This window comes from Desulfovibrio inopinatus DSM 10711 (assembly GCF_000429305.1).
GTDB lineage: Bacteria > Desulfobacterota > Desulfovibrionia > Desulfovibrionales > Desulfovibrionaceae > Alteridesulfovibrio > Alteridesulfovibrio inopinatus.
Window position 1 is genome coordinate 242,040 of record NZ_KE386878.1, and the last position, 21,538, is coordinate 263,577.

Annotated in this window: 19 protein-coding genes; 13 read left to right on the top strand and 6 right to left on the bottom strand. The window is 50.6% G+C overall.

What is annotated here, in order from left to right; genetic code table 11:
* Positions 1-64 precede the first annotated feature (64 nt).
* The 4 genes from G451_RS0121710 to G451_RS0121725 all read right to left on the bottom strand — a co-directional run bounded on the left by G451_RS0121710 (position 65) and on the right by G451_RS0121725 (position 4,932).
* Positions 65-2,200, bottom strand: coding sequence for an urea transporter (locus G451_RS0121710; RefSeq protein ID WP_027185895.1), 2,136 nt, complete (start codon positions 2,198-2,200; stop codon positions 65-67).
* Between the two features lie 112 nt (positions 2,201-2,312).
* Entirely contained in the window at positions 2,313-3,644 is a 1,332-nt protein-coding gene (locus G451_RS0121715; protein ID WP_027185896.1) for an alanine racemase, read from the bottom strand.
* Positions 3,641-4,681 carry an ATP-grasp domain-containing protein gene (locus G451_RS0121720; protein ID WP_034643385.1) on the bottom strand — a complete coding sequence of 347 codons (1,041 nt, stop codon included), beginning with the start codon at positions 4,679-4,681 and terminating at the stop codon, positions 3,641-3,643. The genes G451_RS0121715 and G451_RS0121720 overlap by 4 nt, the downstream gene beginning before the upstream one ends.
* Positions 4,682-4,692: 11 nt before the next feature.
* A complete protein-coding gene (locus G451_RS0121725; RefSeq protein WP_027185898.1) occupies positions 4,693-4,932 on the bottom strand; it encodes a PqqD family protein in 240 nt (79 codons plus the stop codon).
* A gap of 403 nt (positions 4,933-5,335) precedes the next feature.
* Here G451_RS0121725 and G451_RS0121730 point away from each other — a divergent pair, with 403 nt between their 5' ends.
* From G451_RS0121730 to lon, 13 genes are all read left to right on the top strand, one after another.
* Positions 5,336-6,025 (top strand): GntR family transcriptional regulator, encoded by a 690-nt coding sequence (locus G451_RS0121730; protein WP_027185899.1) that lies wholly within the window; start codon positions 5,336-5,338, stop codon positions 6,023-6,025.
* A 234-nt stretch (positions 6,026-6,259) separates the two neighbouring features.
* Positions 6,260-7,267, top strand: coding sequence for a sigma 54-interacting transcriptional regulator (locus G451_RS0121735; RefSeq protein WP_027185900.1), 1,008 nt, complete (start codon positions 6,260-6,262; stop codon positions 7,265-7,267).
* A 192-nt stretch (positions 7,268-7,459) separates the two neighbouring features.
* The gene (locus tag G451_RS0121740) at positions 7,460-8,548 is read left to right on the top strand and encodes a BMP family ABC transporter substrate-binding protein (protein ID WP_027185901.1); all 1,089 of its coding nucleotides are present in this window, start codon (positions 7,460-7,462) and stop codon (positions 8,546-8,548) included.
* Positions 8,549-8,598: 50 nt separating this feature from the next.
* Positions 8,599-9,243 (top strand): type I phosphoribosyltransferase, encoded by a 645-nt coding sequence (locus G451_RS0121745; RefSeq protein WP_027185902.1) that lies wholly within the window; start codon positions 8,599-8,601, stop codon positions 9,241-9,243.
* 186 nt (positions 9,244-9,429) lie between these two features.
* Positions 9,430-10,944, top strand: coding sequence for an ABC transporter ATP-binding protein (locus G451_RS30975; protein WP_034643386.1), 1,515 nt, complete (start codon positions 9,430-9,432; stop codon positions 10,942-10,944).
* Between the two features lies 1 nt (position 10,945).
* A complete protein-coding gene (locus G451_RS30980) occupies positions 10,946-12,022 on the top strand; it encodes an ABC transporter permease (protein ID WP_245587859.1) in 1,077 nt (358 codons plus the stop codon).
* Positions 12,019-12,942 carry an ABC transporter permease gene (locus tag G451_RS0121760; RefSeq protein WP_027185903.1) on the top strand — a complete coding sequence of 308 codons (924 nt, stop codon included), beginning with the start codon at positions 12,019-12,021 and terminating at the stop codon, positions 12,940-12,942. The genes G451_RS30980 and G451_RS0121760 overlap by 4 nt, the downstream gene beginning before the upstream one ends.
* Positions 12,943-12,994: 52 nt before the next feature.
* The gene (locus tag G451_RS0121765) at positions 12,995-14,269 is read left to right on the top strand and encodes a M16 family metallopeptidase (protein WP_034643387.1); all 1,275 of its coding nucleotides are present in this window, start codon (positions 12,995-12,997) and stop codon (positions 14,267-14,269) included.
* Complete coding sequence (locus G451_RS0121770; protein ID WP_027185905.1) at positions 14,266-14,823, top strand: macro domain-containing protein; 558 nt, start codon at positions 14,266-14,268, stop codon at positions 14,821-14,823. The genes G451_RS0121765 and G451_RS0121770 overlap by 4 nt, the downstream gene beginning before the upstream one ends.
* A gap of 52 nt (positions 14,824-14,875) precedes the next feature.
* The gene (gene holA / locus G451_RS0121775) at positions 14,876-15,874 is read left to right on the top strand and encodes a DNA polymerase III subunit delta (RefSeq protein WP_027185906.1); all 999 of its coding nucleotides are present in this window, start codon (positions 14,876-14,878) and stop codon (positions 15,872-15,874) included.
* 101 nt (positions 15,875-15,975) lie between these two features.
* Entirely contained in the window at positions 15,976-16,662 is a 687-nt protein-coding gene (gene radC, locus G451_RS0121780) for a RadC family protein (protein ID WP_027185907.1), read from the top strand.
* Positions 16,663-16,671: 9 nt separating this feature from the next.
* Positions 16,672-16,947, top strand: a complete 276-nt coding sequence (locus G451_RS0121785) for an acylphosphatase (RefSeq protein ID WP_027185908.1) — start codon at positions 16,672-16,674, stop codon at positions 16,945-16,947.
* Positions 16,948-16,996: 49 nt separating this feature from the next.
* Positions 16,997-19,438: an endopeptidase La gene (gene lon / locus G451_RS30985; RefSeq protein WP_051261759.1), complete on the top strand. Its 2,442-nt coding sequence runs from the start codon at positions 16,997-16,999 to the stop codon at positions 19,436-19,438.
* An 84-nt stretch (positions 19,439-19,522) separates the two neighbouring features.
* Here the strand turns inward: lon and metW are convergent, their stop codons facing one another.
* Together metW and metX are read right to left on the bottom strand one after the other, a co-directional pair.
* Positions 19,523-20,170, bottom strand: a complete 648-nt coding sequence (gene metW, locus G451_RS0121795; protein WP_027185909.1) for a methionine biosynthesis protein MetW — start codon at positions 20,168-20,170, stop codon at positions 19,523-19,525.
* On the bottom strand, positions 20,170-21,351 hold the full coding sequence (gene metX, locus G451_RS0121800) for a homoserine O-acetyltransferase MetX (RefSeq protein WP_027185910.1): 1,182 nt from the start codon (positions 21,349-21,351) through the stop codon (positions 20,170-20,172). The genes metW and metX overlap by 1 nt, the downstream gene beginning before the upstream one ends.
* Positions 21,352-21,538 lie beyond the last annotated feature (187 nt).

Sequence of the window (21,538 nt, forward strand, 5' to 3'; positions counted from 1 at the left end):
AGTTCAACAGACATCGCAATTTGAAGACGTCAAAAACGCTTTTCTTTTGTGCGAGCAATGTCAATTACGCCGCCAGCCACATTATCGATTCTTGGGGTTGCACATGTGCTTTCAACGTGTGACTCCCAAGCTTGAGAGCACTGATATGCCCGGTGTGTTCATGGAGTTGAATCGTCGCGTGCATTCTTTGCCGCGTGATTGGACAGCGCAATTCGGTCTGAAGGGTGTTGCGAGCGGTTAAACGTACAATAGCCGTATTCACCCCCAACCTATGATGAAATGAGGCCAAAAGCGGGGCCAAGAAACGTCTCCATCCAAAACAAGGAAGGGTCGCCGGGACGGGTTCCGTCCACGTAATCCCCGGCTCTCCGCCGAATGGTAAGCGAGGCATGGCAGCAAATATCAGAGCCAGAGACGGGTCGTTGCCTTCATGTCGAAGAAAGAGCAAGCTTCCTGGTGTGTTGGCATAGTACAGCCGTCCATTTTCTGTTTCCAGAAATCGTGATCCGTCATCGGCCATCCCTACGGTCATTGTGACAGCTGTTGATGCCGTCTCACTGTTGAGACAGAACGTCATCGATGTATCAAGCGCAAGCTCCCATCCAGCGTGGCGTTGCATATCAATGGGAAGCGGTGCGAGTTTGTCGTCGGTTTGCGGTTGGTTGCCCGCAACATAGACATCATCCACGACATAATGCGAAAATCCGAAGGGAAGTGTGGGAGCTCCGAGGTCTGCACGAGTCTGTACTTGGATATGGATATGTGGTCGTGGCGAGTTTCCAGAATTCCCACAAGCTCCGAGCAGTGTTCCTGCTTCTATCCATTGACCAGGTTCAACGCGGATTGATCCCTGACGGAAATGTGACAATTCAACCCAATAGCCGTCCGGATGCTCAATAACAACAGCATTTCCCCAAGAATTGGCCGTATCCACCATGCCGATAGGATTGTCGGGGAGATCATTCATGACGGACACGATGCGTCCGCGACAGGGAGCAACGACGGGTTTACCAAAGGCGAAAAAGTCCGTCAGCAGTGAGCCGTCATGGACAAAATCCAGTCCGTCATCGTTCGTAATGATGAAATCATACGCATTGCGCCACACGCCTTTATGTGTCCATGGGCCATCAACGCCCTGCCATACGGTCCATGGTCCGGAAAAAGGCAAATAGAGAAGTCGTAAGGGAATACGCGCACGTTCTTTCCATACAGCATGATCAATGACGGCCAATTCTGGACTGCGTGCATAAAAGGCTGCCCGACTGGGAGCACCAAGCAGACGTGCAGCAAAAAAGACAGGCAAGGTGGAGAGGACAAACGGTAACGTTAAAACCGGCGCTCCCACTGCGACTCCCAAAGAGTTCAGTGCACAACCAATTAAGGCACACCAGACTGTGGCACCAGCAGCCAAAAGATAGTGCTTTCCTGTGGGAACACACAATGCTCCGCCGATAGCCATCGCTGTGAGGATGTCGTTGAACGCGAGACTGTGGGTTGCCGCTGTGCTGAAATCGTTGAGAAGAAGAATTCGTGTTCCGACTCCAACGCCAAATCCTATAAAGGAAAGGACAAATAGAATCCGTGACGAGGCAAGAAGGCAAAGAGAAAGAACGAGTCCAGCCAACACCGAGGGCATAAAGAGAATAGAACCCAATGCCCGGAAATACCCGGCAAGCAGTGGAGGCATTGTCGGATTGAACCATTGAATAAAAACGTCTTGTGGCATCGGCCAGTTCGGCGACGCCAGCGCGATGCTGATACCGACGAGAGCAAACGGAAGGCTCAAGGCAGGCAAACCCAACCAGGTATCCAAAAGGTAAGCGAGAACCACAGTCATCACGGCAGTGAAAATTGCTGCAATGGCAACAAGCGCAATGGATTCCAAAGTAGGTACATATCGTATGCCCATATAGCAGCCAATCAGAAATGCATTGGCAATATGAACTTCGGACATGGCCGTTTTGGTGTTGGCTCCGAGCAGTTTCAAACCCATTTGTCCGGCAATGAGCCCCAGCATCCCAAATGCGGCAACAACGGGTGCAATAAATGCAAGCCCAATGGCCAGCAAGCCGAATCGCGCTGAAGGGATGAAGAAAATAGAGCCGATACCTGATCCAAGGCGTCGAACGATGGAAAACACCTTTGTACGTCTTAAGGTCTTAAACGTATGACCCCATGTTGTGCTGGAAACGTGTGTCATAATACATCCTCGAAATAGTTTGAGGAATAGGGGGGAAGAGAGAGGGGAAACCGTTAGCGACGGTTCCCTCTCATTCACTTCCTCGGACATCGAAGGCACGGTTGTGCGTCTGTTATAATGCTTCTCGGATCAGATGATCTTCCAGTGTTTCTTTTCTGCAGATAAGTTTAGGCTCTCCAGCTTGGGTAATCATCACTGCGGCCGGTCGGTAGTGGATGAACTGCATGGATTGCGTTTGGTTGTACGCGCCAACCGGTGACATGATAAATCTGGCTCCACGAGGCAACGGAGGCAGCATGACCGATTCTTCAAGAACATCGATATTCATACATAATGATCCGTAAATCGCGCTTTTTTCCGTAATTCCAGTGATGGGCCTGTCGATTTCAAGACCGTGCTTGTACCAGAATGACGTAAAGAGCACATGGAGTCCTGCGTCGACCACGTAGGCGCGAGAACCGTCCATCAGTCGCCTGGATGCGGCAATGGTGGTAATGAGAAAACCGGCGTCGTCAACAAGGGCGCGACCGGCTTCGAGAACGAGTCGTGGAAAACGACCCGCAGGAAATCCTTCCAACAGCGATGTGCTGATGGCAGAAGCATATTCGTCCATGGCAGGAACGGAGACATCCGGCGGCAAATAACTGTTCTTTAAGCGGGCCGACGATGGAAAACCGCCACCGATATCGATCGTTTCAATAAGAAAGCCAAAGGTAGATTCGATATGCTTGGCGAAGCGGACCATTTTTTCGGTCTGCCGGCCGTACGCTGCCGGATCGAGGATATACGTTCCGATATGACAATGCAGGCTGCTCAGTTGCAGGCGGCCTCCAACATGAATGCGGCGAACGGCTTCCAGCGCTTGATCCGACTCGAGATTGAAACCGAAACGAGACCATTGCGGATAAATACCGGCATCAAGATTGATGCGGATTCCCACTTTGATGGTTAAGTTGTGTGCCTGGGCCACAGATTCAAGGTCGTCGATTTCATCCATATGATCAATGTGAATCAGTGCGCCATCCTTGGCGGCACGTTCCAAGGCGTCGAGAGGTTTGACCGGGCCATTGAAAATAATGTTTTCACCGGGAATTCCCAATGCACGGGCTCGGTCATATTCCATGGCTGAAACGACTTCGGCCAGAGCGCCTTCCTCATGAAAGACTCCACAGATACCCTGAAGATAATTCGTTTTGTACGACCATGCGGTAACCACGTTGGGGTAATGGTTGGCAAACGTGTTTTTCATGTTCCGTATGGCATGACGCAACCGGTTTTCGGAGTAAACAAACAGTGGAGACCCGAATTGTTGGCACAGGTCGTCAATGGACACCCCATCAATATCGCGTCGAACAGCGATTGCGGTGTCAGCCATCAGTCCATAGGTGTTCATAAAGCCGGCCGAAAGTTTTTCAATCGCCGGTTTCACATACATTTTCGTCATGACAGTTCTCCAGACATCAGAAAGTTTTGCCACGGTGTCATATCGGTAACGAGGTCCGTCGTGTAGCGAATCAGCATTTTACCAGCCTGATAATCTTCGTGTTCTGTTTGCTCCATGTTCATAAGCAATCGAACAAGTCGAGCCGGGAGATTGACTCCTGAGCCCGTCGCGAAATAGACCCAGGCAGGAAACCGAGGATTGATTTCAATAAGGGAAACATTGTCGCCGTTAACGAGACATTCGAGTTCGAATGGTCCTGGCCAACGGTATCGAGCAACGAATTCCGCCGCCGCTTTAAGCATGGCATCATGTCGGACGGTAACACCGGTCCAGATTTTTCCGAGGCTGGTCGTGTTGATTTTTTTGACAGCCAGTAAGCCAAGGTGCGAGCCCTTGCCGTCCCCCAGACCAATAACATTGAGTTCTTGGCCGGGGACGAGTTTTTGAACGATAACGGGAAATCCCCAGGTGGATGCAATGTCGTCAAAGGCTGAGAGGGCTTCCTCTGTTGATGTCGCACGCAAGGCTTTATGGAATATTCCTTTGACCATGACAGGACTGTCGATGTCTTCTACCGCTTGAACAAGTTCCTGTCGGGAAGACACCAGCCTGGTTGTTGGCAAATCAAGACCAATGGATGTAGCAATTTCCGTCAGTCGATCTTTTCCGCGCAGTTGAAACCGAGTCATATCCGGCAACAACAGCCGAACGCCAGCACGCTCAATTTCATCTCGATACCGGATAATCACAGGAAGTTCGGCATCAAGATTTGGGATGAGGATGTCGATACCGGCTGAAGTGCATATGGAAAGCAAGCGATTGACATATTCCCGCCCATTCGTTCCCGGGTATGGTAAAAGGTACGACCTGGGAATAATCCAATCCATGTATGCACCGGTTTCCATGGCGTCGTAGCACAGACCAACAAGTTGAATATCGAGTTCCGATGTTTCGAGCAGGCTACGGGCAACGCCGATTCCCGATCCGGGATTGTCCGTGGCATTGATTCCGGTGACGCCGACAGTGATGCGTTTCATAATGTTTTTCCTTACAGAATTCCGAAGGCATGCAAGCGAGAAACAAAGTCGACCGTATCGTTATGAGCGGACTGTGGAGAAATACCGAATTCTTCCGCTAACAGACTGGCGGCGTTTTCGACGCAGCCGTTGTGAGTCATAATGCTTTGCAGGAGGCTGACGCCGGTTTCATTCAAGGTGAAAGAATCACCGGTCAGAGGGTCGAAAGCCAGACCTGATGCGCCGAGCTGGAGCTGATGACAATTATTCATGAGAATACTCCTTGTTCTTTTCCCTGATGTCTCCGGAGTCTTTCAGGTGGTTACATTCTCAAACGAAAGAGCTCAGGAAAGGTTGACGTGGATTGCAAAAAAAAAATGAAAAGAATTTCCTGATAGATCTGAGGTGAGTTTTTCTTAATTCGGAATAATACTGGAAAGGAAAGTGTTTCGATAATTGGCGTAGCGTGTTACAATATGAAGTCTTGCAGTATAGTGCCTTCTGGCCTATGGGAGCAACGACGTTTCTTTATGGCTGACCGGTTGTACCACCTGAAGACTTTATTCCCTTTGCAGTGCGTATAGGTGGATCAAACGCAAAGGGTTGCGGAGGGAGAGCTGGTCAATAATCACGTCATGTATTGGCGTGTTCACATATTTCTTTGCGAGTGCTTGTATGGCCTGGGATGGCAATACCAAAAAAAACGGTCGAGTTACTTTTGTTGATAAAGCATATGCTATTATCAAAGAAAACATTTTGAGTGTCCGGTATCCTCCTGGATATCAGGTGCTTGAGGCACAATTGGCCGATGATTTGGGCATGAGCCGAACACCGGTTCGTGAAGCACTAATTCGGCTCAGTGATGAAGGCCTTGTCGAGATTGTTCCTCGTCGTGGAGTGCGCGTTGTTCCACTCTCGGCAGCAGATATGTCTGAGATTTCTGAAGTTCTCACGAGCCTGGAAGTCACGGCTGTGGAAAAAGCCGCCAAGGTGGGCCTGGAAGATGAGGCTTCATCCGCACTTGAGGCGTTGTTGAAGGAAATGGAAGACGCTTTGGATAATGATGATCTTGATACCTGGGCTGAAGCTGATGCTCGGTTTCACCAGATGCTTTTGTCATTATCTGGAAATTCCGTGCTGACGGCTATCGGCGCCAGTTTGACGGATAAGGCGCATCGCGCTCGATTGTTAACACTGCGTCTTCGGCCTAAACCTGAACGCTCCAACCGCGAACATCGTGAAGTCGTTGAAGCGATGCGACGAGGGGATAGTGAGCGAGCGGGGCGGAGTCACCGGGCACACCGGGAGCGAGCTGCCGACATCATTACCCAAATATTGGAGTACTATCGACTGAACCATGTCTGAGTGAAATGGTTTCATTCGATAGAACATAGCACCATTGCAACACCGTGTATTGCAATGGTGATTAAGCAGGGCATGAGAGACGTTCTTTCATGCCCTGCTTGTTGTGTCCGTTCCTGCAGAAAAGAGGTGCTTGACGTTTGTATTGTCCTTGCAAGGGGGGCGTGAAACATTGTACGAAATAGCATGGGAACATTCTTCCCTTATCTGTGGTGATTGCATCGATGGAGATCTGTGATGGCATACCCGGCACCTCCAACGGAGCCTTTGGGGCAATCCGATGCGTTCTTGAAGTTTCAAGAAGAACTCTCTCGTGTGTCTCGTGTCGATCGACCTGTTCTTATTGTTGGAGAGCGAGGTACCGGTAAGGAATTGGCCGCAATCAAACTGCACTATCTTTCAAAACGTTGGGATGGCCCGATGGTGACGGTCAACTGTGCTGCATTGACCGAATCGCTCCTTGAATCCGAACTGTTTGGTCACGAGGAGGGCGCCTTTACCGGGGCTCGAGGCAAACGACTGGGGCGTTTTGAATCGGCTGACCAAGGGACATTGTTTTTGGACGAAACCGGCAGCATCTCGTTGCCGATTCAGACCAAAATATTGCGTGTTGTTGAATATGGCATGTTTGAACGGGTTGGCGGATCGAAGTCCATCAAAGTGGATGTTCGAATAATTGGCGCAACCAATGCGAATTTACGTGAATTGGCCCGAAAAGGAAGCTTTAAGCGTGATCTTCTCGATCGACTTGCTTTTGAAGTGTTGCATGTCCCCCCGTTGCGTTTACGATATGGTGATATCAGTCTTTTGACCGATCATTTCGGTGGGCGCATGGCCGTTGAATTGGGAATGGATACGCCACCCGACTTTTCTTCATCGGCTCGGCAGGCTTTGGAAAAGTATACCTGGCCGGGAAATGTGCGTGAGTTGAAAAACGTGGTGGAGCGAGCCGTAGCAAGAAGTCAGGGGCAACGTATCGAATCGGTCGTTTTTGATCCCTTTACTTGTCCCTTTGAAATGTTACCAGATGAACACGTCTCCGGGCTGGTTCCCGTTGAGAGAGAACTTCCGTGTGACCTCAAGGCAATCTTAGAGCGCACCGAAGTTCATTATCTCGAAGCCGCGCTGGCTCAAGCCGAGCACAAACAACGACAAGCGGCCGAGTTACTCGGCTTACGGTACGATCAGTTTCGTTCCCTTTTTCGTAAGCATCGCAGCAAGAACGTTCCCTCCGGCGGAGATTGAGAGGGAAACAGTGAATTATAAGTCGCCGGCCGGGGAAGCGATAGTGAAAGGGCTCTGTTATGGAAATAAACCATAATAATACATTTGTTTCCAACACGGAAGCTTGTCAGTTGATTTACAACTTCTGCAAAATCCGGCACTGATTCTGGAACAAACACGCACGCGTTATGGTGCAATACGAAGGAGATCACTATGCCACGATTGATCCGCTATACGGTTTTGGCTTTGGTGCTGCTGGGCTTGGCTGCTGGTCCGGCGTGTGCTGAAAAATTGAAGGTCGCTTTTATTTTTCTGTCGACGATCAATGACATGGGATGGACCCAAGCGCATTACGACGGCATGAAATATGCCCAGGAAAAACTCGGAGACAAAATCGAAGTCAGCTATACAGAAAACATCAAAGCTCCGGACGCGGAACGTGTCATTCGTGACTATGCGTCGCAAGGCTATCAGCTGATTTTCGGAACGACGTTTGAGTACATGGATCCGATGTTGTTGGTTGCCAAGGATTTCCCCAAGGTCGCGTTTGAGCATTGTTCGGGATACAAAACTGGGCCGAATATGGGCAATTACTTTGCTCGTATGGTTCAGGGAGAATATTTGGCCGGTTACATGGCTGGGCTTATGGGCTATAAAAATGTTGGAACTGTTGCCACAAACCCCATTCCTGAACCCATCCGCGGCATCAATGCCTTTACCCACGGATTGTTGACCGGCCTGCAAGAAGCCGGAGTCGAGCACGGTGAAGACGTCAATACTGTTGTCTGGCTCAAGGCATGGCGCGATCCTATTAATGAAACGACGTTGTCCGATACGCTGAGCAAGCGCGGTCATGATCTTATCCGCCAAATGGCCGATACACCGGATTCGAGTATTGCCGCATGCAACAACAATGTTCCTGCTATTGGATACGGAACGAATGCAACTGCCTTTGGTGCCAAATGCGCTTTGGTCTCCACCATGTGGAATTGGGGACCGTATTATGTTGATACAATTCAGCAGGTGATTGACGGAAAATGGAAACCCCGTGAATATTACGAAGGGTTCAATAAAAACATGATTCAACTGTCCCCCTTCAGCGAAGCCGTCCCGGCAGCGGTACAGGACAAGGTCATGAAGAAGCTTGAGATGATACAGCAAGGCGATGACATGAGTCTTGAAGGCCCCATCGCAGACCAGTCCGGTAAAGTCATGATTCCTGAAGGATCACGACCGAACGTTCCTGAGTTAATGACGATGCAGTGGTTAGCTCAAGGTGTGAAGGGAACACTTCCTCAATAACGCAATGTATTGACCGGGCCGGTCATCTGACCGGCCCGGGGAGTAGCGTCATGGATATCATGCAAAGCCGTGAAAGCGGCGAGAAGTATCGTTTTATCGTGCCTGATTTGGGCTATGCGGTGGAATTGCCCTATGTCCTCATTCCGGCCGATGACGGTGAAATACGTATTGCGTCCCTTGATCTCATGGGACAAATTCGGCTTAATCGCGATCTTGGTCGTCTGTTGGCGAATGCATTGCGACCGCTCCTCCCCGTCGGTCCAGGGCGCAATATCGCCATATTGACGGCTGTGGAAAAAGCATTGCAGCTCGCTCAAGTTGTCGCCGAAGAATTAGAATTCGATGTGATCGCGATTGCGCATAACAAAATAAAACCCCATATGGAGCCTTCACGCCGGCCCGTCATTCAGGTGGGTGCCGATTCCATTACCAGCGGTGGGAAATTTCTGGCCCTGTATGAACGTTCCCTCAATATTTTAGCCGATGCGACGGACGGCATTATCTTGCTTGATGATGTTGTTTCCACTGGAGGCACTATTGATGCCCTGACGCAATTGGTAGAGGAGGCTGCCCGGTTCAAAAATATTGAAGTTCCTCCTATTTTGGCGACGGCTTGTGTTGCCACTGAAGGCCCGGTTCCCCCTTTTGAACCGCTTGTCAGTCTGGCTGCGCTTCCCGCTCCCGTCCGGGGGTAGTCTTCTCGGGTGGGCAGGCTCTTTGCCTTGTCCTGTGTTCATTTTCATGTCATTTCCCCTGGGCGCGTCGCACCTTGTCAGAGGGGACGAGTCTGGTTCTGGGAGTACGCTGTCGTCACGTTGACGGTGAGCTCTGTTGTACGCGACGTGTGCGACGATGTTGTATGATGGCAAAGGGTGTTTTTCATGCTTGAACTCAAAGGTATTACCAAACGTTTTGGGCCAGTCACGGCCAATGATCGTATTGACTTGGAGGTTGCCCGCGGAGAAGTCTTGGCACTTCTTGGAGAAAACGGTGCCGGCAAAAGTACATTGATGTCCATTTTGGCCGGCAAGTATCGACCGGATGCCGGGAGCATTGCCATTGACGGAAACGATGTGGCGTTCACTTCTCCCGCTGATGCATTGGCTCAGGGCATCGGGATGGTCTATCAGCAATTTATGTTGGTGGAGAACCTGACTGTTCTTGATAATATTATTCTCGCAGGCGGAGAGACCGGTTTTTTCCCGCGTCGTCGGCAAGCTCTTGCAAAAGTGACCTCACTGGCCACTCGTCTTGGATTCGAAATTTCTCCTCATCGCAAGATCTTCGAGCTCTCCATGGGGGAGCGCCAACAGGTTGAGATTCTCAAATTACTCTACCGTGACGCGGCCTTCCTTATTTTTGATGAACCAACATCCATTTTATCCGAACCCGAAATCGAGCAATTTTGTGACATTGTCGCCCGACTGAAACAGGAAAATCGGGCCGTTGTCTTTATTACTCATAAACTTGACGAAGCCTTACGTTTAGCCGACCGCATCAGCATTTTACGCCGTGGAAAGCTTGTTGCCCGCACCACTCCGGAAGCCGTACATGGAAAACGGAACTTAGCCCGGCTCATGGTGGGGCGAGAAGTCATTTTCCAGATAGATAAGCCAACAGTAACACCGGGAGATGTCGTCTTTTCCGTGTCCGGTGCTTCGGGCCTTGATCATCGTGGGCGAACTGCATTTGCCGACATCGATCTTTCCGTTCGACGTGGAGAGATTGTGGCCATTATGGGAGTGGCCGGCAATGGACAAGCGGAGTTGACTCAGGCGTTGGCTGGGTTGAACCGCTTTTCGACAGGGACCATCGGATTTCTCGGTCGCCACTATGACCCGAGCGGATGGAGCGCGGCTGATAAGGCAGGCTTTGGATATGTACCGGAGGACCGACATGATGTCGGTTCCGTCGCCGAGATGAACCTCCTCGAGAATATCGTATTAACGGGTTATCGCCGTCGATTCGACGGGCCGTTCATGCGTCTTTCCGCGGCCATGGGCGATGTGAAACACGCCATGGTCGATTTCGATGTGCGTGCAGCCGGATGGCAAACGCTCGCAGGCCGACTCTCGGGGGGGAATCTGCAAAAACTCATTTTGGCCCGGGAAATTTTGGCAAAGCCCGAGGTATTGCTTGTGCATCAGCCTACGCAAGGATTGGATGTAGGAGCATCGGAAGACGTGTGGAAGGCATTACTCGACGCGAGAAAAACAAGTGGAGTCTTACTTGTTTCACAAGATATGCGCGAAACCATGACGCTCGCCGACCGCATTGCGATCATGTTTCGCGGCCGTATTTTGGCTGTGCTTAATGCCGACGATCCTCAAGATATACAACGAATCAGCCCGCTTTTGGCGGGGGTAACGGAGACGGCCACAGTGCAGAGCGCTTGATATGGCGATGCACCCATGCCCATATTTTTACGCTATGATGTTACGACGTACCTTTCTTTCTTCCGGTTTGGCGGTGTGTTTGCCGCTTGCACTGGGAGCAGTGCTGTTTACCGCTCTAGGAGCCAATCCTGTTCAAGCTTTCGAAGTCATGATTGAAGGCGCTTTTGGATCATGGAATCGGCTTTCAGAAACTCTCATCAAGGCGTCGCCACTGGTTTTTACCGGACTGGCGGTGGCTATCCCTGCCCGTATGAACCTCTGGAATATCGGCGCTGAAGGACAGCTTGTCATGGGAGCCGTTTTTGCTTCGGCGTCGGCACTCTTTATTGCGCCTGTTCTTCCTGATGCACTGGGTCTCCCGGTTATATTTGTTGCCGGTGCCGTGGGAGGAATGGCATGGGCTCTTGGTCCGGCATTGCTGAGGGCAAAAATCGGCGTCAATGAAATCATTACGACATTGTTGCTGAATTATGTGGCTATCGCACTGATGGAACATCTTTTTTATGGTCCTTGGCGAGATCCAAAAGGCTTTGGTTTTCCCGGTACGGCGATGTTTGCCGAAGCGTTTCGCCTTGATCGGTATTTGGGGTCTCGTATTCACATCGGGTTACTGGTGTGCCTTGTTGCAGCACTGAGTCTGTATCTTGTCCTCAAATTAACGAAATGGGGATTTGAAATTCGTGTTGTCGGGTTGTCGCCGAAAGCGGCGGCTTACGCTGGAATGCCCGTTGCCACGCGTATCGTTTCCGTATTGCTTATTAGCGGGGCTCTCGCTGGAGCCGCCGGCATGTTCGAAGTTTGTGGCATCCACTACCGACTCCAACAAGGTGTTGCAGCAGGGTACGGCTATGACGGCATTATTGCAGCCTGTCTTGCCCGGTTTCATCCTTTGGCTATTCCACCTGCCGCACTTTTATTGGGTGTTCTTATTGTTGGTGGTGATTATCTGCAGACCCGACTTCATTTGCCGTCTTCAATCAGTCTTGTGTTGGAAGCTGCTGTGCTCCTCAGCTTACTCGCCGGTGATTACGTGAACCGTCTTGCTGTCGAGTCGGCCGCGAAACGGGAGGTCGCATGAACGATCTCATTTTTATCGCCGCATTGACTGTGAAGTCGAGTATTGCCGTATTTCTCGCCAGTTTAGGTGAAATTGTGGCCGAGCGTGCCGGTGTCGTCAATCTTGGATTGGAAGGCATGATGCTTTTCGGAGCGTTGGCTGGATTCGTTGTCGGTATGGCAACACAAAATTCGATATTGGCTTGTGGCGCGGCCATGCTTGCCGGAGCCTGCCTGGCCTGTGTTCATGCTGTTTTTGCCGTTATCTTTAAAGTTAATCAGATATTATCCGGTATCGCCATAACGCTGTTCGGCGTCGGACTGGCCAATTTTCTGGGGCGGCCATACACGGGCAAACTCGGGCTGCGTCTTGGAGACATCGCGCTGCCGGGATTGTCTTCAATCCCTGTCGTAGGACCGATTTTTTTCAATCAAAACGTGTTGGTATACGCCGCGGCCGTATTGTGTCTGGCAGTGTGGTTTTTCTTGTACCGCACACGTCCGGGGTTAGCGCTGCGTGCGTGTGGAGAATCTCCGGCTGCTGCTGATGCTGGCGGTGTCGGTGTTGATCGAATGCGCTTTGGAGCTGTTGTTTTTGGAGGTCTTCTGGCCGGGCTTGGTGGATCCTATTTGTCTTTGGCGTATACACCAGGTTTCAAAGAATCGATGACCGGCGGTCAAGGATGGATTGCCGTGGCCATGGTCATCTTTTCGGGGTGGAAACCGGTCCGTGCGTTTGCCGGAGCCTTGTTGTTTGGTGGATTGACCGCATTGCAGTTTTTTTTTCAGGCAATCGGCGTCGAAATCATTCCTCTCTCTTTATTGCGTATTTTACCGTATTTACTAACTATTATTATTTTGGCGTTTGCGACATGGCGCGAACGCGTCCATAAGTCGGCTTTTGCCCCCCAACGTCTCGGCATTCCTTTTTTTCGGGAATAATTCTTTCTTGGTGTTGTTCAACTCTTCCTTCGTAAAGGCAATTTAAATCACTATGACCGATCCCTCTTCCGCCTGCTTCACACGGCTCGACAATGGCGTTGCCGTGGCGACAGAACGTCTTCCTCATGTCCGCTCTTCCTGTCTTGGTATTTGGGTAATGTCCGGTTCCCGTCATGAACAGGCAGACCAGGAGGGGATGGCTCACTTTTGGGAGCATCTCTCTTTTAAAGGAACGACATCATTATCCGCCCTCGATATAGCAAAACGGCTCGACCTCATGGGAGGATTAGCGAATGCCTTTACCACGCGGGAAAATACCTGTTATTATACTCGTGTTGTCGATAAACACCTCCCCGATGCCTTCGAGGTATTAAGCGATATCGTTCAAAATCCCGACCCGACCGATGACGATATTGCCTCGGAACGCGATGTTGTTTTGCAGGAAATCCGTATGGTCGAAGAAACCCCGGACGATGTGGTACACGAACTGTTTTGGGAAGCGTTGTGGGATAATCGTAAAGCCGGGCATGCTATTTTAGGGTCGTCCAAAAGTGTTTCTTCTTTCACGCGTGAAACACTGCAGCAGCATCGGCAAATGATGCATACACCGTCGCGCATTCTCGTTTGTGCTACCGGACAAATTGACCACGAAGCCATTGTGACCATGAGTGACCAGGTATTTGGCGGCATGACTGCATCACCAGCGCCGGCTTCCGAACCGGTCCCTGGTATGAATACCGTGTTTCTTCCGGTGCAACGTAAGGTCGAACAGAACCATCTTATCATGGCATTTCCGAGTTATGGTTCCACTGATAATCGACGCTTCACGCATTCGCTCTTAAGCGCTATTTTGGGGGGCACCATGTCGTCACGCCTGTTTCAGGAAGTGCGAGAAAAACGTGGATTGGCCTATACGATAACCTCGTTTGTCGATAATTTGCGCGATTGCGGTGTGTTTCAAATTTACGCGGCTGTTGACCCGGGAAAAACATTACAAGTCGCCGGGCTGGTGCGTGACGAGATTGATCGCATTGCTTCCGGTGATGTGACGGAAGACGAGCTGATCCACGCGCGGGAACATTTGCTTGGTTTGCTGTTTTTATCCACTGAATCTACCGAAGAACGCATGATGCGTCTTGCCAGAAATCGAATTCTGTTCAACACCTATATTTCATATGCGGAAACCGCGGCACATTTGGAACACGTCAGCCTGGAGGACATCAGGCAGGCTGCTGCTGCCTTTACTGTGGACAATGCCAGCCTGTGCGTTCTTGGACCGCGCATTGACGACAAACTGGCCAATTTCACAACAGGAGGGACTCCATGAGTATCACAACGCACAAAACGTGGGATTTTGATGGATCGACCCTGTTTCTCGCAACGGGTGACATTACGGGGTTTACAGGAGACGCCGTCGTGAACGCGGCAAATTTGGCCCTCGCTGGCGGTGGAGGAGTGGATGGTGCCATCCATCGGGCGGCAGGTCCGCAACTGCCAGGTGCGTGTCGAGAGATCATTGACCGTATTGGCCGGCTTCCCGCAGGACAGGCGGTGATTACACCCGGATTCAACATGCCCGCCAAATACATCATTCATACGGTTGGTCCTGTTTGGCACGGCGGCAATCAGTCCGAACCGGAAAAGCTCACGTCGGCTTATCGGGAAAGTTTGCTGCGCGCACAAGAAAATGCTGTTCAATCTGTTGCATTTCCAGCCGTGAGCTGCGGTGTATACGGCTATCCTTTGGATCAGGCCGCACGAATTGCATTGACAGAGTTGAAAAAGGGCTTGCAAGCCGGCATGGTCAAACAGGCCGGTATGGTCATCTTTTCTCCTTCCAGTCTCAATGTTTGGCTGGATGCGGCGGAGCAGGTGCTGTAACCCTGCGAAGAGATTGTTGCACAGCGCATGAAACGTGAACGGAAGAACACCGATGGATAGACCCGGCTTTTCCTTCCTTGTATGTCCGGACCCGGAAATGGTTCAGACTCGCATTGCCTCCATGCTTGAGAGCCATGGGGGACAGGCAACACAAGGAGGGCAGTGGAAGAAAATCGTCTTCTTTGGCGATGAAGACTCGATTCCCGATGTATTTTGGGAAACGTTGACGGTGTCGTCATTATTGGCCGAGCATAAAGCCATTGTTTTGCGGCGCGCGCAGGACCTCAAAGTTGACTTTTGGAAGAAACTTGCTCCTGTGCTTCGGGGGTTCAATTCCCATATTTGGCTTTTTGTCTGTCTTGAACCGACACCGGACAAACGTAATTGGTCTGTCCCCAAAACCATTGCCGACAGACCGTATTACAAGGTTGCTGAAAAACGGAAATGGGTTTGGCAGTCACCGGGAGTGACGCGCAAGACGTTACCGTCACTCATTCGAGACTGGGCATCGGCTCGTGGGCTTGGGTTCGGTCGTGGCGCGTTAGATACGTTGGCCACGCTTTTACCTGAAGACATGGCCGCAGCAGCCCGAGAACTTGAAAAAATCGAACTTGTGCTTGAAGAGCGTACAACAATCGAGGTGAGCGACCTTGCGATTGTCAGCTATAGCCAGGAAATCGATATGTTTACGTTTCTGCGGTCTTTTGCGGATCCGCAATCGACAGCGGACATCTGGCGAAAGATTTTTAAAGAGCAATTGGCAGGGAATGATTCTCTCATTTTTCAATTTCTCGGACTGCTTGCCATGGAAGCCAGACAAATGTGGCAGTTGGCGACCGGAGATGATGAAACTATTCGGCTTCCGCAATTTGTGAAGGAACAAAAGCAAACCATGGCGAAACGATTAGGGTCACCTGCGCTTGTTCGTATGTTTGATCTGGCCATGGAGGCCGAAATGGGGGTCAAAACGGGTCAAATTCATGCAGAACAAGCGATGGAGCAACTTTCAGCCCAACTCTTTTCGCTCTTTGCGGGAAGAAGACCCCTTTGACCGGCTGTATCAGTAAAATATATGGAAGAACCCGTTGTGTAATGGGCTTTTACCGGGAAGAAACCCTATTTTTCCAGAAATGCTTGCCCAAGTGATCAAACATGCTTAAAAAGAAGGAACGTCCTCATTACTATGGTCATCGCCAGCGATTGAAAGACCGCTTACGCGAAAATCCACGAGGACTTGCGGACTACGAAGTCTTGGAATTGCTTTTAAGTTATGCCAACCCACGGCGTGATAATAAGCCGTTGGCCAAGGCGCTTATGGAGCAATTTCAAACGGTGCGAGGGGTATTTATGGCCAGGCCGGCGCAACTGAAGGATGTTGACGGCTTCGGCGAAGGATTTGAGCAGTTCTGGTTATTGTGGAGAGAGTTTTGGGCCAGGGTGAATGAACAGGCTGTTGCTGAACGGGCCGTGGTGAATAACCCAAAAGATGTTGCAGAATTGGCCAAAGCAAGGTTGGGCCCGGCTGATTCGGAAGAATTTTGGCTTGCCCTGGTGGACAATCAGAACCGTCTCATCGGCTGGGAGCAGCTCAGTCGCGGCACCGTTGATCAAGCTGCGGTGTACCCTCGGGAAGTGTTGAGTACTGCACTGGTGAGTAAGGCAAGCGGTATTGTTCTTGTTCACAATCATCCTGGGGGCGATCCTCAGCCTTCACGGCAAGATAAAGAACTGACGCGACGTATTAAACTGGCCGCACATGAGATTGGCATTCGCATTCTGGATCATTTGATCGTGACCGATAATGAGTTTTTCAGTTTCAAAAACAAGGGACTGCTTTAGGAACACGATATGGTCAAGTGCATGAAATGCCGGGTGTCCGGTTTGGTTCAAGGTGTCTCTTTCCGATATTTTACTCGCGAGCAAGCACGTCGATATGGCGTTGCCGGCTGGGTGAGAAACATGACTGACGGAAGAGTTGAACTCGTGGCTCAGGCAGAAGCAAGCCGTCTTGTCCAATTTTTGAAAACGCTTGAACATGGTCCTCCGCTGGCTCAGGTAGACAGAGTTGATTGTCAGGACCATGTCAGCGACGATGTCCCTCTCGCCTTCGAGATCCGGCGATAGCACATGCCCATTGGTCCGTGTGCGGACTGTGGATAAAGGAGAAATGATTATGCCAGTGGATTCCAACGATCCGAAAAATCTCTTCGTTATTGATGAAGAGGCCACCGAAAAGCTGAATGCAGAGGAATCCGAAGATAAGGCCGATAAACCGCGCCTGGAAATTCCCGATCAGCTTCCCGTGTTGCCTGTGCGAGATATCGTTGTCTTTAATTATATGATTTTGCCGCTATTCGTTGGCCGTGACAAATCTGTCCAGGCTGTGGATGCTGCTCTGAATGGCAACCGCTACATTTTGATCCTGACGCAGAAAGACGAAAAAGTCGACGATCCCGATCCGGACGATCTGTACAAGGTGGGGACGGTCGGCATGATTATGCGCATGCTCAAAATGCCTGACGGTCGGCTCAAGGTGCTCGTCCAAGGCTTGACGAGAGCCCGCGCTCTCAGCTTCGAGCAGACTGATCCTTACCATATGGCCAATATTGAAGTGATTGAAGAGCGTGATGTTGACGATATCAGCGTTGAGCAAGAAGCGATGATGCGTCATGCCCGTGAACAGAGCGAGAAAATTTTGTCGCTGCGCGGGATTTCGCCTTCCGATATCATGGCGGTATTAAATAGTGTCAACGAGCCCGGACGGTTGGCTGACCTGATTGCATCGAATTTGCGTATTCGTGTGGATGAAGCCCAGGCCATTCTCGAATGTGAGGATCCCATGGAGCGGCTCAACCTTGTGAATGCCCAGCTTGTCAATGAAGTGGAAGTGGCGTCCATGCAGGCCAAAATTCAAGGAATGGCCAAAGAAGGGATGGACAAAGCCCAGAAGGACTTCTTCCTCCGTGAGCAACTCAAAGCGATCCGCAAGGAACTCGGTGAGATGGCTGAGGATTCGGATGAGCTTGATCAGTTGCGTGAAGCCCTCGACAAAGCCGGTTTACCCAAAGATGTAAAGAAAGAAGCTGACAAACAGCTCAAACGTCTTTCGTCCATGCATCCAGACTCCTCGGAGTCGACGGTTATCCGGTCGTACCTTGATTGGCTTGTTGAACTTCCCTGGAAAAAAATGTCCAAGGACCGGCTTGATATTATCAAGGCCAAAGATATTTTGGACGAAGATCACTTTGATCTGGAGAAAGTCAAGGAACGGATCCTGGAGTATCTGAGCGTACGGAAGCTCAATCCGAAGATGAAAGGGCCTATTCTGTGTTTTGTCGGTCCTCCGGGGGTTGGGAAAACCTCACTCGGGCGCTCTATTGCACGGGCACTTGGCCGGAAATTCGTGCGTATGTCTCTCGGGGGGATGCGCGACGAAGCAGAAATTCGTGGGCACCGACGGACATATATTGGGTCTATGCCCGGTCGTATCATTCAAAGCATCAAGCAGGCCGGAACGCGAAACCCGGTCATCATGCTTGATGAAATCGACAAGGTCGGTTCGGATTTTCGCGGAGATCCATCGAGCGCACTCCTCGAAGTCCTCGACCCGGAACAGAACAACACGTTCAGCGATCATTATTTGAATGTGCCGTTCGATTTGTCGAAAGTCATGTTTATTTGTACAGCCAATATGCTCGACACCATTCCGGCGGCATTGCTCGACCGTATGGAAATCATTCGATTGCCCGGCTATACAGAGCAGGAGAAAGTGAAAATCGCCATGCGCTATCTCTTGCCCCGTCAGCTTGAAGAAAATGGTCTTGTCCCTGAAGACGTCGTCATGTCTGATAAGGTTATTGCCACCATTGCCCGAGAGTACACGCGTGAAGCCGGCTTGCGGAATTTGGAACGTGAAATTGGTTCTGTTTGCCGCAAGCTCGCCCGACGCAAAGCCGAAGACGAGAAACCGCCGTTTACGGTGACGACTAAGAGTCTGCATAAGTTGCTCGGTATTCCGAAATTCCTGAAGGATGAACGGGAACGGGATTTGCCTCCCGGTGTGGCTTTGGGACTCGCTTGGACTCCGGTTGGTGGTGAAATTTTGCATATCGAAGTCACGACGATGCCGGGCAAGGGCAAGTTGATTTTGACCGGTAAACTGGGCGATGTGATGAAAGAAAGCGCTCAGGCCGCGATGTCATTTGCACGGGCGCGAGCGAAGAAACTGGGCATTGATCCGGAATTTTCCGAAAAACTTGATGTCCATATTCACGTGCCTGCCGGTGCGACGCCAAAAGATGGTCCGTCGGCCGGGGTGACGCTTGTGACGGCACTGATTTCTGCGTTGACCGGAGTGCCTATCTGCAATGATGTTGCGATGACCGGAGAAATTACATTGCGTGGACGGGTGCTGCCCGTTGGTGGTATCAAGGAAAAAATCCTAGCTGCAGTGGCTGCCGGTATGGATCGTGTTTTGATTCCTATGCAGAACAAAAAGGATATTGAAGATATCCCGGCCGATCTGCGTCGAAAAATCAAAATTCAACCTGTTGAACTGATCGATGAAATTTGGCCACTTGTCTGCAACAGAAAAGACGCCAAAGACGACGAATAGTGCCATTCGTCCACGGAGCGTATACTCCGGTGGTTGAAATAACAGCGGTATAACGGCTGGGGGAGAAGATTCCCCAGCCGTTTTTTATATGGAAGATGGGCTGTCGAGTGAAGATTTCTGTTCAGGTCTGTGTGTTTTACATCCCAGAAGAAACACTCCGTATTTCGCCCGGAGTCCACTCAGGTGAGAAATGATTTGGCCTGTTTCTTCTCGGTAGTCGGTCTTGATGGCTGCTTCCTCAAGGATATCGAATCCAAATTGCCGACAAAAACGGCGAAAGTCTTTGAGGGTGATGACACGAATGTTCGGTGTGTCGTGCCATTCATACGGCAACTCTTTGGTTCGGGGAGCATACCCTTCGAAAAATAATTGTGAGCGACATCGCCAATGTGCAAAATTGGGGAAGCTGACAATTCCCTGACTGGCAATACGAAGCATTTCCGAGAGAAGCGGTGCAGGGTTATAAACCTGCTGCAACGTCTGACTCAGGATAACGTAGTCAAAGGCAAGATCGGCATAATCCTGCAATTCTTGATTGATATCTCCTTGGAGAACGGCCAGTCCTCGAGCGAGCGCTTTTGTGACCTTGCTTTCGTCATATTCAATACCTGTTGCCCGGACCTGTTTATGATCCTCAAGATATTTGAGGAGATCGCCTTTTCCACAGCCAAGGTCGAGTACTCGTGAGCCGGGTCTGATCCAGGAGGCAATAACTTGCAAATCAAATCGCATTAGCATCCTCCCGGGAAGGAGAGGGTGTTGTGTCGCGTAAGAAAGCCTTTGATAATACATGAAAGTTTTTCATTGGGCAGCAAGAAGGCATCATGTCCCCATTTGGCATCGATTTCGAGAAAGCTCACATCAAGACCGTTCTTTTTCATGGCTTGCACCATGCCACGCGCCATGGATGTGGGATAAAGCCAGTCTGATGTGAATGAAATAACAAGAAATGGACAATGGACCCGTGAGAACGCTTTGACGAGTGAGCCTTCTCCATGTGTTTGTCCGAGATCGAAGTAGTCGGCGGCTTTTGTGATATATAAGAACGAATTGGCATCAAATCGATCGACGAATTTTTGGCCTTGGTAACGAAGATAGCTTTCTATCTGGAAATCCACGCCAAAATGAAATGAAAAGACACTTTTATCCTGAAGAGCGCGTCCGAATTTGTGACGCATGGAGTCATCGGATAAATACGTTATATGTCCGATCATACGAGCAACAGCTAAACCGTGGGCCGGCTTCGGACCGTCATAGTATGACCCGCGTTTCCAATTAGGATCAGACATAATCGCTTGTCGAGCCACTTCGTGAAACGCGATATTGAGTGCGGAGTGGCGGTCGGTGGTGGCTAAGGGGATGGCTGAACCGACCATTTCCGGATACCGCACGGCCCACTCAAGAACCTGCATGCCTCCCATGGAACCACCGATAACGCAGTGGAGCTTTTGTATTCCGAAATGGGTGATGAGCTCTTTTTGCGCCCGCACCATGTCACCGATGGTAACGACGGGAAAGTCCAGTCCATACGGTGCTCCGGTTTCCGGGTTGATACTTGTCGGACCGGTTGATCCCATGCACCCACCGAGAACATTGATACACACGACAAAAAAGGTGTCGGTGTCGATGGGTTTCCCTGGGCCGACCATAATATCCCACCAACCCGGTTTGAGATCGTCTTCGGCATAAACCCCCGCGACGTGGGAATCTCCGGTTAAAGCGTGTGCAATGAGAATCGCGTTGTCTTTTTGGGGTGAGAGCTCTCCCATGGTTTCATAGGCCAATGTGACAGAGGGGAGGCTGGCTCCAGATTCAAGCTGAAAAGGGTGTTCCTTGGACGCAAACGAGAATTCTCGTTTGGTCACAACGGGATTCGCTGTATTGTCGGATATGCTGTCAATGTATTCACTCATGGAGCACTTGTAGCTCGACGAGCCGGTCTGCGTCCAGCAAGAGAAATTGCACGGGGCCGCATAGGGAGCTTTATTATCGGTGTATTAAACCAAAAAATGGTTTTAATTGCCGTATGAGAGGTGGAGGTTGGGTGGTTAGTCGCTTGGAATAACAGGAAAAATAAAAGTGGCATAAACTGTGCTTTTT